The organism is Terribacillus saccharophilus (genome assembly GCF_046592595.1).
Classification (GTDB): Bacteria; Bacillota; Bacilli; order Bacillales; family Amphibacillaceae; genus Terribacillus; species Terribacillus saccharophilus_C.
Genome location: NZ_JAWVPF010000008.1, coordinates 1 through 15,261 on the forward strand (window position 1 = coordinate 1; position 15,261 = coordinate 15,261).

The window sequence follows — 15,261 nt, forward strand, 5'->3', positions numbered from 1 at the left end:
AAAACTTTAATGAAATAAGATTATGTATGGTGTTCAAGGTCGTTTTTGTTTTTCAAGAAGAAGACGGCAGACGAGATTCGAATTAGTCGCGTGGGCTCGGAGATGTGTATAAGAGGCGGCGTCTACAATAATGTAGAAGAGTCGACAAGGCTGGCATAGTGGAGTAGTGCGCTTTGTCGGAAATTCACTATTAATTTGGGGGTATTGATCTTATGAAAGGTAAGAGGCGTTTCAAGTTTTCACTTAGCAGTGCGGCAATTATAGCTATTCTATCATCGATAGTTTTACCAACCAGTACATACGCTGCTGATGAAAATGGAGAAGATTTTTCTTTGACGATCATGCATATGAATGATACACACGCGCGTGTGGAGCCGCTGGCGAATATGGTGACAGCGGTGAAGGAAGTTCGTGCAGATAAGCCAAATGCTTTGCTATTTAATGCAGGAGATGTTTTTTCTGGAACGCTTTATTTCAATCAATTTCAAGGGCAAGCGGATTTGGCGCTGTTAAACATGATGGATATTGATGCAATGACGTTCGGGAACCATGAATTTGACCTTGGTTCCAGTGAGAATGGTCATGCTTCTTTGAACAAATTCATCGAAGGTGCAAACTTCCCATTTGTATCCGCGAACGTGGACTTATCCGCTGATCCTTTTGCGGGCGGCCGAGTTAGCAATACATTTACAGAAGATGCGCTGGATAGCACGGTATACGATGGAATGGTGAAGGAAGTAAACGGAGAGAAGATTGGTATCTTCGGACTCACTACGGAAGAGACTTTGATGACATCGAGCCCAGGTGCTGCAAAGATTACGAATTATGCCGCCGAAGCAGAGCGGGCAGTTGCAGCGTTTGAAGACATGGGAGTTAATAAAATCGTCGCTATTTCTCACCTTGGCTATGACAGCAACCCTTCAGTCGGTAATGATTTGATGCTGGCAGAGCAGGTTGACGGGATTGATGTCATTGTGGGCGGTCATTCTCATACACAGTTAAATGAGCCGACTGTTGTTGCGACGGATGAAAATGGTGCTGCAAAAGACCCTACAGTTATTGTACAGGCATATCAATATGCACAATATCTAGGGGAACTTGATGTACTCTTTAACGAGCAAGGCGTTGTAACAGAATCTGCTGGTCATTTGATAGATGTAACACAAAAACAAGCAGATCCAGAAGCACTTAATACACTTACTGCGTATAAATCGGAAGTTGATCAAGTGTCTAATCAAGAGACAGGAGCAGTAGCACAAAAACCGCTTACCAACCCTAGACTTACTGACAGTGACGTCAGTGTGCGGGCAAACGAAACGGAATTAGGAAATCTAATTACGGATGCAATGCTTGCCAAAACAAAGGAGAAAATGCCGGAAGTATCGATTGCTATGCAAAATGGCGGCGGAATCCGGGCGGCAATTGATCAAGGTCCGATTACAGTCGGGGAAGTCATTACAGTATTACCGTTCGGAAATGACCCGGCAGTTGTGCAATTGACTGGAGATGAAATCAAGCAGATCCTTGAGTACAGTGTTCGCATGGCTCCGGAAGAAAGCGGCGGCTTCCTGCAAGTTTCCGGTATGAAGTTTGCTTATGACAGCACAAAGGAAGCAGGTTCCCGTGTTGTAAGCATGCAAGTGAAAAACGGTGAAGAATATGTGGATATCAATCCAGATCAAACCTATTTGGTAACAACAAATAACTTCACTGCCAAAGGCGGAGACGGTTATGAAGTATTCGCCCAAGCGTATGCAGAAGGACGCGTGCAGGATCTTGGTGAAATCGATTGGGAACAATTCCGTGACTACATGGTGGAAGATTTGAAAGGTGTTGTTGATCCAGTCATAGAGGGTCGTATTACTGACTTGCTAGGAGCTGATCCGGAGCCGACAGAACCACCGGCAGGAGATCCGAATGATGAAACACCAGAAGATCCAGAAGTTCCAGTAACCCCAGATCCGAACAAGCCAGATCCGGATGATGATGGTAACGATCAAGATGACAATCCAGGGGACAAACCACAGGAAGACCCGAAAGATGATACTCAACCTTCAGACGAAGATAAAAATAATCAGGATGATAAAGACAGCACACCACCTCCAAGCAGCCAAAATAATGGCGGCAACGGCAGCAGTACAGGTGGAAGCGTAGTAAAAGTCTCTGATGACAATACCAGCCCGATCAGCAGTGGAAGTAAGCTTCCACACACGGCAACAAATATGTATACGTACATGCTGGCGGGAGCAGTATTGCTTGCTGTTGGTGCAGTTCTCTTTATCTTCAAAAGGAAGAAAGCGAAAGCTTAACTCATACAAAAAAGGATGCTGCGTGATGCAGCATCCTTTTTTCTTTATAACTGTTCAACTTCTTCTCTGTTAACTTTATTAACCAAGGCCTCTTCTGCCATTTTAAACCCTTCAATAACGGTATCTTCCTCAACTTCAATCATGATGCAGCGTTTATTGTTGAAGACAACTTGCCGTACGTAGCGCAGATCTTCCGGGCTGATTGCAATATTGGCAACCTTCGTTTTGATTTTAATCGATTTGGAATTGTACTTTGGCAATACACTGGTTGCCTTCATTTCATATTTCTCATCGTCAATGACCTTTTGATAAGCGTGTTCCACTTTTTCTGGGGTCACATCTTCTACACCGCTCATTGTCAGGACACGCTGGATATCCTGCCGATCAAGCTTAGGTGCTTCGTCTTCTTCATTTTCTTCGACCACGCGATTGATTTCCTCATACACACTGGCAAGTGCAGAAGTATTAAGCTGATCACCAGTGATATCTTTGACTATCTCTTCAAAGACGCTTTTATCATCTCTTGCTGTCATGATTTCTTCAGCATTTAAAACATCTTCAATAAATGCTGTGTCTGGCTCGAATGCTTTTGCAGTAGAGTAGAGGACATGGTTCACGTCAGCGGCACTATCGTTGAAGCAAGGGAACAAAAAGCCTGATAGTGGTGCTTGCAAGTTGATGACAGGATTTACTGTGACGTTGTATTTGAATTCTCTTTCCACATAGTCGAATTCCAATTCTTTTTTCGGTTCCTGCGTCTTATTAATGCTGCACAGAAGGAAGGAGTGGGAGTACATCGTATCATTGGCACTTTCCTCTGGATCATCACCCTGGCGTTTCTGGGCTTTCAGGTATTCAGCCTTAATAAATGAGATGACCACGTCGTGCTCATACTGTCTGTCCTGCAGCATCTTGGCAACGAGCTTCAGCATATCGTTAGTCCATTCTTCCACATCATTGGTAAGTAAGCCTCGGTGCAGGATAAACTGGCTGCTGTCTTCGGCATCCCGTTTGAATTTCAGTTCGAATAATTTTTCATCCAGCTGGCCAGCGAGCACCTTCTTGAAATTACCGAGGAATAGCTCCTGCTGATCCTCATCCAGCATACCGAAAGGCATACTTTCATGATGATAAATGTCACTGGATTCTTTCATGATATATACATTGAAAATATCAGAGATTTTAAGTTTATCATTGCCTTTTTTGAACTGCCTGCGGATAGTTGCAATGTCTTTTTTATTCATATCGATTCCCGTTCCTTATTGATAGAGTGAAAAGCATGTTCACTTATTTTAACATAGAGATAGATTGCGAAACGGCACTTTTAATGTTGGATTTTGAAAATATATCAAAAAGGACGATGGATAGTTTGGTTTAAGATAAGAAGATAAACGAATTAGCGGAAGAAAGTCCTAAATAAAAATGATGTTTGCTATTATTGATTATCGAGTTCACAAAATAAAAGCAGCCCATATCAAATGGGCTGCTTTACATCCTCCAGTGCGGCTTCTTTTTCCCGAACAAGCGGAATAACCTTGCGACCGAAGCGCTCCAGATCTTCTTCGTAATGGAAGTGGCCAGTTAGAACAAGGTCGACACCAATTTGTTTCAGTTTGATAATTTGCTCAGCAACTTGTTCTGCAGTGCCGATCAGGCCGGTTTTGAAGCCATCGTTGTATTGAACAAGATCCTCATAGGAAGAGTCTGCCCACATGCCTTGCTTGCTGCGGGTTGCTTGACCAGCGTCCTTGACGGACTCACGGAAGCCTTCGACAGCTTCCGTATCGGCATGGCTTACAATATCACGCAGCAGGGATACAGCTTCTTCTTCTGTGTCACGGACGATGGCGAAGCCATTTACAGCGAACTTTACATCACGGCCTTGTTTGGCGGCACGAGCTTTCACGTCTTGGATTTGCTGCTGAAAGCCTTCGAGTGTATTGCCGTTCATGAAATAATAATCGGAAACACGAGCAGCCATGTCACGGGCCACTTCGGAATTGCCGCCTTGGAATATAGGGATTTGCTTTTCTGGTTTTGGTTTCAAAGGGGCGTCGGATAGCCTGTAAAAGTCTCCTCGATAGGTAGCATGCTCTTCTTCCCACAATGCCCGGAGCACACGGATGAACTCTTCGGAACGACGGTAGCGTTCATCATGGTCCAGCCAATGCTCACCGTAGCTGATGAATTCCTGTTTGAACCAGCCACTGACAACATTGACAGCGGCACGTCCGCCGCTGATATGGTCCAGAGTAGCAAGCATTTTAGCGTAAACAGCTGGATGCCAAAGCCCTGGATGAACAGCGGAGATTAGGTTCAATTTTTCGGTGACGGTTGCCAGGGCAGAAGCGAGGGTTATCGCTTCAAGCTGTTTATCAGCACCATAGCTTGCGATGAAACGTGTTTGCAGCAAAGCATATTCAAAGCCGTTATGCTCAGCGATTTGCGCGTAACGTTTGTTCGCCGCAAAACTCCAGTCCGTTTTCTGAGGCAATTTGGATATGACCAGCCCGCCGCTCACATTCGGTACCCAATAAGCAAATTTTATATTCGTCATGATTTACCCTCCACCAGCCCGCTTATCAAGACGTGTACGAAAACAGCCCTTCTCTACAATAGAGAAGGGCTGCGGGTATGTAACTACCATCCGTTCACGCTTCTCATCTTCAGGACGCAATATCCTTCTGAAATTGGCACCGTGCTGCTGACAGTCGGTTGCCGAGGCTTCACAGGGTCAGTCCCTCCGCCTCTCTTGATAAGAAAACTATTTTTTTAGTGATTGTAAACAAAGTATTCAGACTTGTCAATCTAGTTTGTGCAATTCCTGAATTGTTCTGTTAAGCTGTAGGAAGAAAGACACTTTTGCTTGTATAAGAGGAGGATAACCGATGAAAAAAATCATTAACCGACCAGAGGATGTTGTCCTGGAGATGTGTCACGGATTGGTATTGGCTCACCCGGAACTTGAATTATTGAAGAAGTATAAAGTGATCAAACGAAAACAGCCGCAGACAAATAAGGTTACCTTAATCAGCGGGGGAGGAAGCGGGCATGAGCCTTCTCATGCAGGCTTTGTCGGGGAAGGTATGCTGGATGCAGCGGTATGTGGCGATATGTTTGCTTCTCCTTCCCAAATCCAAGTGTATCAAGCTATCAAGGAGACGGCAGGAGAAAAAGGTACACTTCTTATCATCAAGAATTACAGCGGGGATATTATGAACTTCAAAAACGCGGCCCACCTCGCGAAAGAAGATGGGCTGGAAGTAGATTATGTGAAGGTCGATGATGATATTGCAGTGGAAGATAGTCTGTATACAGTAGGAAGACGAGGTGTCGCTGGCGTCGTGCTTGTACATAAGGTCGCCGGAGCAGCTGCAGCCGCGGGCCGTGACTTGCAGCAGGTGAAGGCGGTAGCGGAAAAAGCTGTTTCCCATACGCGCAGCATCGGTGTTGCGTTGACGTCCTGTACATTGCCAGGAGGTGAACCGACCTTCAAGCTTGCAGAGGATGAAATGGAGTATGGCGTCGGGATTCATGGGGAACCTGGCATACGACGGGAAAAAGTTCTTTCAGCTGACGAGCTAGCCAAACAGATGGTTGATGATCTGCTGAAGGAAGGACAGCCGGAAGAAGATGCAGCTTTATTGATTAACGGATTTGGCGGAACACCATTACAAGAATTGTATCTGTTCAATCAATCGGTCAATCGTGAACTGGCTGAACGGAATATAAAGGTAAACCGGATATTCGTAGGAAACTATATGACCAGCATTGATATGGCAGGTGTTTCCGTAACAATCATGTCACTGGATGATGAGCTGCGTACACTGCTTTCCAGCCAGTCTGATACACCGGCTTTCAAGATTGATGGACCTGTGGAGCAGCCAGCATTTTCTGATTTCCAAGAAATAGCAGATAATGCCGATGTATCCTACCAGGTAGAAACGGATAATTCATATGCAATAGTAAAAGAGGACTCTATCACACTGGAAAACATCATCTACTTAGTAGATAAAATGAGCGAGATTATCATTGAAAATGAAGCTGCCTTCAATAAGCTGGATACCCACGCTGGCGATGGTGATTTCGGTAACAGTGTCGCGAAAGGCTTCCGTCAGCTGAAACGTGAATGGAAACAGATCATCGGACAAGATGACCTGACGATAGCAAGCTTCTTCGATGCCTCTTCCATGGTAATCATGGAACATTGCGGCGGTGCATCAGGTCCGATCTGGGGTGGTGCATTCCGAGCTGCCGGAAAAGCAGCAGAAGGGAAGCAAGGACTTTCTGTAACAGAATTCGCGGAACTGCTGCGGCGTGTCGTCTCTGCCATCCAGGATATTGGAGAACGTTCATTTGGCCGCGGAGCCGAGGTCGGGGATAAGACATTGATTGATGCGTTAGCGCCATGTGCGGACAGCTGGAAGCAGAGTGCGGCAGATAGTGACAGCGTGAAGACAGCCTTCAAAAAAGGTGCTGAGGCTGCAGTGACTGGCGCTGATAAGACGAAGGAAATCGTTGCAAGGATGGGACGCGCAGGTACGGTAGGAGAGCGCAGCCTTGGTTATCCGGATGCAGGAGCGCATGCATTAGGAGTTATCTTTACAGAGTTGGCTGATAGTCTAAAGTGATAGCTGCATGATTAGAAATGGCTGTGGAGCTTTCTCCACAGCCTTTTACATTCGTCTGTAGCAGCCGTGTCAGGGCCATACCTTATAAATAAAAACTATATGTCATATTAACAATCCTTTTCTGATATAAGATTGTATATATTGATAGAAAAAGATAATAGAGGAGGGGAAGAAATGATAGAAGGTTTATACGAAGCACATCTCCCAGTGCGTAATTTGCACCAATCTATCAAGTTTTATGAAGGGCTGGGGCTCGAGCTCTCCCATATCCATGAAAATAGGTTAGCTTTCTTTTGGATAAAAAAAGATCACAGCTGGCTTGGTCTCTGGGAATCAGATAAAGCGGAGCTTGCCTATCATCCGTCAATCAGACATATTGCATTTCAAGTAAGTTTGGAAAATCTAAAAGGAGCATCCGAATGGTTGAAAGATAGAGGATATCAGCCGAGGGAGGCTTTTGGATTTGGTCCCCATGAGCCTTTTGTGATGGCGCATGATGGAATGGCACATGCAAAGATCCATTTTAATGATCCGGACGGAAATAGTTTGGAGCTGATAACGAAGATAGCTAACCCAAACAATATTACTTCAAGAATGTATTTGAGTGAATGGGAGAAAGAAAACGCTATTAATCAGAGTGCAGAATAGGAAAGGAGAAGTCAGAAAATGACCAACCGTTTACTTGAAGCCTTATCCATCTCTCATCCAATTATCCAAGCACCCATGGCGGGAGGAATAACAACAGCTGAATTAGTGACGGCTGTATCTGAAGCAGGCGGGTTAGGGATGATTGGAGCTGGTTATCTGAATGCTGAAAGCACCCGACACGAAATAGAAGAAGTAAAGGCTGGAACAGACAAACCATTTGGTATCAATTTATTTGTACCAAGTCCTTACCAAGAAGAGAAGGATGTCATTCACAGGGCACAGCTATCACTTCAGCCTTTTCAGGAAAAACTAGGCGTTTCAGGTGCAAAGAGTGAATTCATCTCTTATGAACAAACCCTAAAAGTATTCCTTGATCAAGTGAAAATCGTAATAGAAGAACAAGTGCCAGTGTGTTCGTTCACTTTTGGTATCCCTTCTCCTGATGTCATCCAATCTTTGAAACAAGCGGGTACATACACAATCGGTACAGCAACTACTCTGTCAGAGGCGATGGCAATTGAGGCAGTTGGAATGGATGCAGTTGTCCTGCAGGGAAGTGAGGCAGGCGGCCATCGAGGCAACTTCATGGCGGGAGTGGAACAAAGCATGATTGGACTGATGGCCCTGATACCGCAAACTGTCGATAAGGTACAAATTCCGGTCATTGCTGCTGGAGGTATAATGGACCGCCGCGGCGTACTGGCGGCCCAATGTTTAGGGGCGCAAGCTGCACAGCTCGGAACTGCGTTTTTAACATGTAAAGAAAGCGGTGCAAATATATTACATAAACAAGCTATTCTTGAGGGACAGCAAGAGGACAAGACAACCTTGACAAGAGCGTTCTCCGGCAAGGCAGCCAGAGGCATCGAGAATGACTTTATCCGTGACATGCGGAATGTTGAACAGAAGCTGCCTGATTTTCCTATCCAGAATACATTGACAAAGTCTATCCGCTCCGCAGCCGCACAAAATAGTGATAGAAACATGATGTCCCTATGGTGTGGGCAAAACCCAAATTTAGCAGAGCCTATCACTGCAGAGGAATTGATGCATAAACTAGTAGACGAAGCATAAAACGATAATGAATAATAGGTGATAGTCTTGGAAAAATGGTTGGAATGGGCAAGAAGAATACAGGCGATCTCCCAAGCAGGACTGCATTTTACTAAAGATGTATTCGATCAGGAAAGATATGCAGAACTACAGCAGCTAAGCGTGGAGATTATTTCAAACTATACAGGTCAGTCAGCTGAGGAAGTAGGAGAAGCACTTGCAGCACAAAAAGGGTATCCTACTCCGAAACTGGACATACGCGGAGTCGTATTCCAGGATGGAAAGCTGCTTTTAGTGAAGGAGAAGATGGATGAACGCTGGTCGCTGCCAGGCGGTTTTTGTGAGGTAGGGCTGTCGGCGAGTGAGAATGCCGTGAAGGAAATCAAAGAGGAGTCGGGCTACGACGTTGTGCCGAAGAAGCTTTTAGCGGTCCTGGATTCGGATAAGCATACTGACAAACCGCAAATGTTCCACTACTACAAGATCTTCCTTCAATGCGAGATTGTTGGCGGGGGAGCACAGGAAAGTGTGGAAACGAGTGAAATTGGCTTTTTTGGTGAATCGGAGCTGCCGCCATTGTCACTGAAAAGAAATACGGAGGCCCAGGTCACGATGCTGTTCGAATCTTTGCGTAACCCCGAAAAACCTAGCGTGTTTGATTAGTCTTAATTTCTGACAGTGAGATTAAGGATTGGAGGTGTAAGCATAACTACTATCATTTATATGGTCAGACATGGCGAATCACCTAAGGAAGGCAATGAAAGAACGAGAGGTTTGACTGACAAAGGAAAGCGGGATGCTATAAAAATTGCCGAGTCCTTCAAGGAAGAAGGAATAGGAGTGTTTGTTTCTAGTCCATATACCCGTGCGGTTGAAACAATCCGAGGCTTGGCAGAATATGCTGGAAAAGAAGTAGAGAAAATTGAGGATCTGCGGGAAAGAGCCTTTACATCTGGTAATACGCGGATATCTGATAAGGAACTTTTACCTTTGTTGAAGAAATCCTTTGCTGATCCCAACTTCTCCCTGCCAGGAGCAGAGTCGAATGCAGCTTGTCAGAAAAGGGCTGTAGCAGTATTGGAGGATCTTCTGAGAACCTGTCAGGGATCTAAAATAGTGATAGGTACACATGGTGCTGTCATGACACTGATGATGGGGTATTATGACAGTCAATATGATTTGGATTTCTTATTACAATCAACCAAGCCTGATATATACAGGATGGAATTCAATGGGAATGATCTGTCGAAGATAAATAAGCTCCCACTGTAAAGCGTACATATAATGCAGCCTGCCTTATTACATGTAAAGATTAGTACATGATTTGTTATGGAACGTCAAAATAACGTGTACAGCAGGTTATTTGTTACAGTTTGGTAAATTGGTAGAATAAAGTAGCTGGTCAAAGTCAAACTCCAGCACTGCTAATAAGTCGAGAAGTATATAAAAAAGACCTCGTTGTGAGGTCTTTTATCACTTTCCATTAGATTCACGGATGAAAAGTTCATCAACTGTGGTATCCAATACAGAAGCTATTTCAAACGCTAATTGTAATGTAGGGTCGTATTTATCATTTTCAATTGCATTTATTGTCTGTCTGGAGACCTTGCAGAGTTTAGCCAATTCTTCCTGGGATAATTTCGCTGATTTCCGCAATTCTTTAATGTTGTTTTTCATTTAATCACCATATTTTTTTCGGTAAATTAGCAATGTTACCAGATATATAATTGAAATCACTGTCAAAAACACTATTGGCGAGATACCATTGCCATTATAAGAAGTATTCCCCTGGATAGTCAGAAAAATGGACTGTGCAACTTCTAAAATGAGCATTCCTATAACGATGATAAACGCATATGATTGAGCCTTTGTCTTTATAAACTTCCTTCTTTCATCACCCTTTTTAGAAAATGTTGCAACAAAAATCAGGATTCCGCAAACTAACAATATAGCTGAATACACAATTTTAACCCAATCCATTTTCATTTCACTCCTTAAAAATGTAAAAAGTATTTGACACTTGATATTGTAGCATTAGCTTCAAAAATGTCAAATACTTTTTACATTTCAAGCATTCATCTATAATACTAATATTTTCATTAAAGCAGAAAGGATTTTGATTTAAATGATTAAAATTATGAAGGCTAATGAAAGTCACGTTGAAGGTATTGCTCGTGTGTGTACAGAAGGATACTGGGCTACATATGGTGACACCCACTCAAAAGAGTGGATTGAAAGAGTTATTAAGGACTTTTATAATCACGAACGAATTTTAAAAGAAGTAACAATTTCGAATCGTGATTGGGGCGGGTATTTTGTAGCGGTTGAGGAAGGAAAAGTAATTGGAGCAGCTGGAGGTGGAATGATAGGTGATGAGGTAGGTGAGTTGTTCGTCATATATCTTGATCCTACAAGAAGAAAAGAAGGCATTGGAACTAAATTACTCGATGCAATCACAAAGCAACAAAAAGAGGAATACGGAGCCAAAGAACAATGGGTATCTGTACAAAAAGGGAATAGGAAAGGGATTCCTTTTTACGAAGCCAAAGGATTCAAATTTCAATATGACAAAGCTGACCCAGAATATCCAGCTTATATTAAATTAAGACATTCTAGAAAGATCTGATTTAAAATAAGATCCCGCATATTAAATATCTAATATGCAGGATCCTTATAGTAACAATACTTTTACTCTCTAGTCTAAATATAATAAATTAAGATTCTTCCTCATAATGTAATTCTCGCTTTCTCTTCCGCGCCTACAGGAAAGAAGCAAGCCACTTCCTGTCCTGGTACGCCGCGCTCTTCCGGAACGGGGACGTTAGTCTTACAGAATTCCGTCGCTTTCGGGCAGCGGGTGTGGAACACGCAGCCTGATGGCGGATTAGCGGGGGAAGGCAGTTCGCCTCTTAAGACGATGCGTTCCCGTGCGCGTTCTTTGTCTGGATCAGGCAGTGGCACCGCGGATAGAAGTGCATTTGTATACGGATGCTGCGCATGTGTCTGGAAAGATTCCCGGTTGGATCTCTCCATCACTTTGCCGAGGTACATGACGGCGACACGGTCGGCGATGTGATTGATGACGGAAAGGTCATGCGCGATGAATACATACGTCAAGTCCAATTTCTTCTGAAGATCCTGGAATAAGTTGATCACTTGGGCTTGGACGGAGACATCTAGCGCACTGACTGGTTCGTCACAGACGATCAGCTGCGGCTCCAAAGCAATTGCGCGCGCAATACCAATCCGCTGGCGCTGTCCTCCGGAGAACTCATGCGGAAGCCGGTTATAATGGTCATCGGGATTCAATCCGACGAGTTCCATCAGCTCTTTCACACGAGATTCCAGGTTCTTGGTCTTTTTGTATGCCTTAAGCGGAGCGGCGATACTTTCGCTCACTTTCATACGCGGATTCAAACTGGTATACGGGTCCTGGAATACCATTTGCATATTGCGCCGCAACTCGTATAGATCTTTGGCAGATGCGTCTGTATACGTGTTTCCTTCAAAAAGAATGTCCCCGGAAGTAGGCTTCTGCAGTCCGACGATGCTGCGGGCAAGTGTGCTTTTCCCGCAGCCGGATTCTCCTACAATCCCAAGTATCTCACCTTTTTTTACAGTCAAATCTATACCATTCAAGGCTTTTACATGACCTGTTGTCTTTTGTAAAACACCGTTCTTGATTGGAAAATGTACGTGCAAATCTTTTATTTCCAATAATGCAGTCATGACAGCAGCACTCCTTTCCGTTCTGCTACAGTTTGTTTTTCTTTATCGAATTCCGGCTTGCTGAGTATACACGCAGCCATATGGTTTGTTCCACGTTCAGAGAGTGGCGGGTCAGCCTGAAGGCAGGCATCTCTCGCAAATGGACAGCGCGGATGGAAGTTGCAGCCTTTTGGCGGATGAACCAAATTCGGCGGATGCCCCTCGATATGGAGAAGCCTCTCTGGAGCCCCTGCATCAAGTCTTGGGATAGAGCGCAGCAGCGACCATGTATACGGCATTGCTGTGTTATAGAAAATGTCTGCTGTACTGCCGGATTCAACAATTTTACCAGCATACATGACGAGGATTTTATCTGCCAGATTTGCCACGACGCCTAGATCATGGGTGATCATTATGATCGCTGTTCCATATTTCTGCTGGATGCTTTTCAATAACTCGATGATCTGAGCCTGAATGGTTACATCCAATGCGGTTGTCGGTTCATCTGCGATAAGCAGTTTTGGTCTGGCTGCCAGTGCAATGGCGATGAGAACGCGCTGGCGCATCCCGCCGGAAAATTGATGCGGATAATTTTGCATCCGTCGCTCTGGATCAGGGATGCCGACATCTGTCAGTAGCTCGATTGCTTTTTGGCGAGCTTCTTTTTTAGGCAGTTTCTGATGAGTTTGGATGGCTTCCATCAGTTGTCTGCCAATCTTGAAAACAGGATTAAGGCTCGACATCGGATCTTGAAAGATCATGGCGATTTCTTTTCCCCGTAACTTACGCAGGCGCTTTTTATCCATTGTCAGGATGTTCTCACCTTCGAACAGAATTTCGCCCTTAGGATACGTTGCCGGCGGTTCTGGATTGAGCTTTGTCAGGGAGTGGGCGAGTACACTTTTCCCGCTGCCAGATTCCCCGACAATACCGATTGTCTGCCCGGCTTCCAGCCGGAAGGATACACCATCAACAGCTTTGACGAGGCCAGCTGGTGTATCCAGGTGTACATACAGATCATTGACTTCTAGCATAATGAAACCTCCTCTAGGCAGCAGGTGCTGTTTGCTTTGGTTTGCGTTTCCGTTTTTTCTTGACGCTATGTGGGTCAAAAGCATCGCGGAGCCCGTCACCAAGTATGTTCAGCGACAAAACGGTAATGACGATTGCGATACCAGGAAAGATCGAGAACCACGGAGCGATCGTGATATAAATCTGTGATTCCTGCAGCATATTTCCCCAGGTCGGTGTGGATGGGTTGACTCCGACACCAAGAAAACTCAGGGCTGCTTCAGCCAGTATTGCTTTGGCAAAGATGAACGTACTTTGCACAATAATTGGAGAAAGGACATTCGGCAGGATATAACGGAAAATGATCACCATATTATTCGTGCCTGTCGTTCTCGCAGCTTCAATGTATTGTGCGTTATTGATTTGCAGCACAGCAGAGCGTACCACCCGGGCCATAACTGGGAAGAAGGCTATCGTCAGGGCAATGACGATATTCGTAATACTTCCGCCTAAAGCCGCAACCAGTGCTAGAGCAAGCAATAGGGCAGGGAAGGCAAGGAAACCATCTACAATCCGCATCAAGATAAAATCAGTTTTGCGGAAATAGCCGGATACCAGACCAATCAGTGTACCAATCACAGTTGCAACGACAGCAACGATGACACCGACGGCTAATGACACACGAGCAGCTACAATAACCCGGGCAAAGATATCCCGGCCAAAATCATCTGTACCAAACCAGTGAGCGCTGGATGGTGCAAGCAGACGCTGATTGGCATCTATCGCTACTGGGGAAACCGGCAGCCACAGATTTGCAGTGATAGTGGCTAACGCAACGAGTAAGAAAATAGTCAGTGCAATTATATTTCGCTTCTTGGACATCATCGTTAATGTACCTCCTTCGGCTCAGTCATAGCGGATCCTCGGATCAAGGAATGCATACAAAAGATCGACGATCAGGTTGACCAGGACATAGATCGCGGCGATGAATAGCACGACGCCTTGGATAACCGGATAATCCCGCCGGTGAATCGAATCGATCAAAAGCTGCCCGATACCTGGGATGGTGAAAAGTGTTTCAATGATAACCGTACCGCCAAGCAGACCTGCCACTGTGGCACCAAGAACTGTTGTAGTCGGAATGAGCGCATTGGAGAAAACATGCTTCATCAATACATCGCGTTCTCGAACGCCTTTTGCCCGTGCTGTTTTTGTATAATCCTGGTTCACGGAATCAAGCATGCTGTCCCGGAGCATTCGGGCAATGATGCCGATTTCCACTAATGCCAGTACAAAAGCAGGCAGCAGCAAATGATATATCCATGGACCGAAGCCTTCCGCAAGCGGCATATAACCTGCAACCGGAAAAATCGGGAATGTTACGCCAAAAACGAGCACAAGCAAAATCGCAAGCCAGAATTCCGGAATGGATACACCAAGAAGGGAAGCATTGGTAAATAACGGATCCAGGATTGTTTTACGCAAGGACACAATCAGGATGGCAAGCGGAATGGAGATGACCAAAATAAAGAGCAGGGACAATACCATCAAACTGATTGTCGGTCCAAAGTTGCCAAAGATCAGTTCCGTCACTGGCTGGGCAGAATAGACACTCGTACCAAGGTCGCCTGTGATGACTTGTTTGAGCCAATCGAAGAATTGGATATACAAAGGCTCATTCAATCCAAGCTGCTCTTCAAGCTGTGCAATGGCTTCTGGTGATGCATCTTCTCCAAGGATGATGAAGGCTGGATTTCCGGGTGTCAGGTGAACGAGCAGGAATACAATGATACTGACAACAAGCATAACGGGGATGATAGATAACAATCTGCGGATTGTATAACTAAGCACATGCGTCACTCCTTTATTTAGAAATGGAAGAAAATCGCCAGCGGTAACGC

General features: G+C 44.8%; 15 protein-coding genes and 1 riboswitch. Of the genes, 7 read left to right on the plus strand and 8 right to left on the minus strand.

Translation table 11 applies throughout. The features are described from left to right. Window positions 1-212: 212 nt before the first annotated feature. Window positions 213-2,309, plus strand: coding sequence for a bifunctional metallophosphatase/5'-nucleotidase (locus SFC25_RS13980; RefSeq protein ID WP_411215874.1), 2,097 nt, complete (start codon window positions 213-215; stop codon window positions 2,307-2,309). A gap of 44 nt (window positions 2,310-2,353) precedes the next feature. Here SFC25_RS13980 and SFC25_RS13985 read toward each other — a convergent pair whose 3' ends face one another. Together SFC25_RS13985 and sfnG are read right to left on the minus strand one after the other, a co-directional pair. Next, a complete protein-coding gene (locus SFC25_RS13985) occupies window positions 2,354-3,553 on the minus strand; it encodes a DUF4317 domain-containing protein (RefSeq protein ID WP_411215875.1) in 1,200 nt (399 codons plus the stop codon). A 230-nt stretch (window positions 3,554-3,783) separates the two neighbouring features. After that, window positions 3,784-4,866 (minus strand): dimethylsulfone monooxygenase SfnG, encoded by a 1,083-nt coding sequence (gene sfnG / locus SFC25_RS13990; RefSeq protein ID WP_411215876.1) that lies wholly within the window; start codon window positions 4,864-4,866, stop codon window positions 3,784-3,786. A 100-nt stretch (window positions 4,867-4,966) separates the two neighbouring features. Beyond that, a riboswitch (SAM riboswitch) is annotated at window positions 4,967-5,071 on the minus strand. Window positions 5,072-5,197: 126 nt separating this feature from the next. On the opposite strand from sfnG, the gene dhaK reads away from it, so the two are divergent. The 5 genes from dhaK (at window position 5,198) to SFC25_RS14015 (ending at window position 9,913) form a co-directional block, all read left to right on the plus strand. Further along, the gene (gene dhaK / locus SFC25_RS13995) at window positions 5,198-6,940 is read left to right on the plus strand and encodes a dihydroxyacetone kinase subunit DhaK (RefSeq protein ID WP_411215877.1); all 1,743 of its coding nucleotides are present in this window, start codon (window positions 5,198-5,200) and stop codon (window positions 6,938-6,940) included. A gap of 174 nt (window positions 6,941-7,114) precedes the next feature. Next, complete coding sequence (locus tag SFC25_RS14000; RefSeq protein ID WP_411215878.1) at window positions 7,115-7,588, plus strand: VOC family protein; 474 nt, start codon at window positions 7,115-7,117, stop codon at window positions 7,586-7,588. A gap of 18 nt (window positions 7,589-7,606) precedes the next feature. Continuing rightward, window positions 7,607-8,662 carry an NAD(P)H-dependent flavin oxidoreductase gene (locus SFC25_RS14005; RefSeq protein WP_411215879.1) on the plus strand — a complete coding sequence of 352 codons (1,056 nt, stop codon included), beginning with the start codon at window positions 7,607-7,609 and terminating at the stop codon, window positions 8,660-8,662. Window positions 8,663-8,689: 27 nt separating this feature from the next. Continuing rightward, entirely contained in the window at window positions 8,690-9,304 is a 615-nt protein-coding gene (locus SFC25_RS14010) for an NUDIX hydrolase (protein ID WP_411215880.1), read from the plus strand. A 42-nt stretch (window positions 9,305-9,346) separates the two neighbouring features. Further along, window positions 9,347-9,913 (plus strand): histidine phosphatase family protein, encoded by a 567-nt coding sequence (locus SFC25_RS14015; protein WP_411216097.1) that lies wholly within the window; start codon window positions 9,347-9,349, stop codon window positions 9,911-9,913. Window positions 9,914-10,114: 201 nt separating this feature from the next. Here the strand turns inward: SFC25_RS14015 and SFC25_RS14020 are convergent, their stop codons facing one another. Together SFC25_RS14020 and SFC25_RS14025 are read right to left on the minus strand one after the other, a co-directional pair. Then, window positions 10,115-10,318: a helix-turn-helix transcriptional regulator gene (locus SFC25_RS14020; RefSeq protein WP_411215881.1), complete on the minus strand. Its 204-nt coding sequence runs from the start codon at window positions 10,316-10,318 to the stop codon at window positions 10,115-10,117. After that, the gene (locus tag SFC25_RS14025) at window positions 10,319-10,621 is read right to left on the minus strand and encodes a hypothetical protein (RefSeq protein WP_411215882.1); all 303 of its coding nucleotides are present in this window, start codon (window positions 10,619-10,621) and stop codon (window positions 10,319-10,321) included. A 145-nt stretch (window positions 10,622-10,766) separates the two neighbouring features. Between SFC25_RS14025 and SFC25_RS14030 the strand changes: the two genes are divergently transcribed. Next, the gene (locus tag SFC25_RS14030) at window positions 10,767-11,267 is read left to right on the plus strand and encodes a GNAT family N-acetyltransferase (RefSeq protein WP_411215883.1); all 501 of its coding nucleotides are present in this window, start codon (window positions 10,767-10,769) and stop codon (window positions 11,265-11,267) included. A 101-nt stretch (window positions 11,268-11,368) separates the two neighbouring features. Here the strand turns inward: SFC25_RS14030 and SFC25_RS14035 are convergent, their stop codons facing one another. The 4 genes from SFC25_RS14035 to SFC25_RS14050 are packed head-to-tail and all read right to left on the minus strand — an operon-like array spanning window position 11,369 to window position 15,211. Then, window positions 11,369-12,370: an ABC transporter ATP-binding protein gene (locus tag SFC25_RS14035; protein WP_411215884.1), complete on the minus strand. Its 1,002-nt coding sequence runs from the start codon at window positions 12,368-12,370 to the stop codon at window positions 11,369-11,371. Further along, window positions 12,367-13,383 (minus strand): ABC transporter ATP-binding protein, encoded by a 1,017-nt coding sequence (locus SFC25_RS14040; RefSeq protein ID WP_411215885.1) that lies wholly within the window; start codon window positions 13,381-13,383, stop codon window positions 12,367-12,369. The genes SFC25_RS14035 and SFC25_RS14040 overlap by 4 nt, the downstream gene beginning before the upstream one ends. Before the next feature lie 13 nt (window positions 13,384-13,396). Next, window positions 13,397-14,245, minus strand: coding sequence for an ABC transporter permease (locus tag SFC25_RS14045; RefSeq protein WP_411215886.1), 849 nt, complete (start codon window positions 14,243-14,245; stop codon window positions 13,397-13,399). Window positions 14,246-14,266: 21 nt separating this feature from the next. Next, window positions 14,267-15,211 carry an ABC transporter permease gene (locus SFC25_RS14050; RefSeq protein WP_411215887.1) on the minus strand — a complete coding sequence of 315 codons (945 nt, stop codon included), beginning with the start codon at window positions 15,209-15,211 and terminating at the stop codon, window positions 14,267-14,269. Window positions 15,212-15,261: the final 50 nt, after the last annotated feature.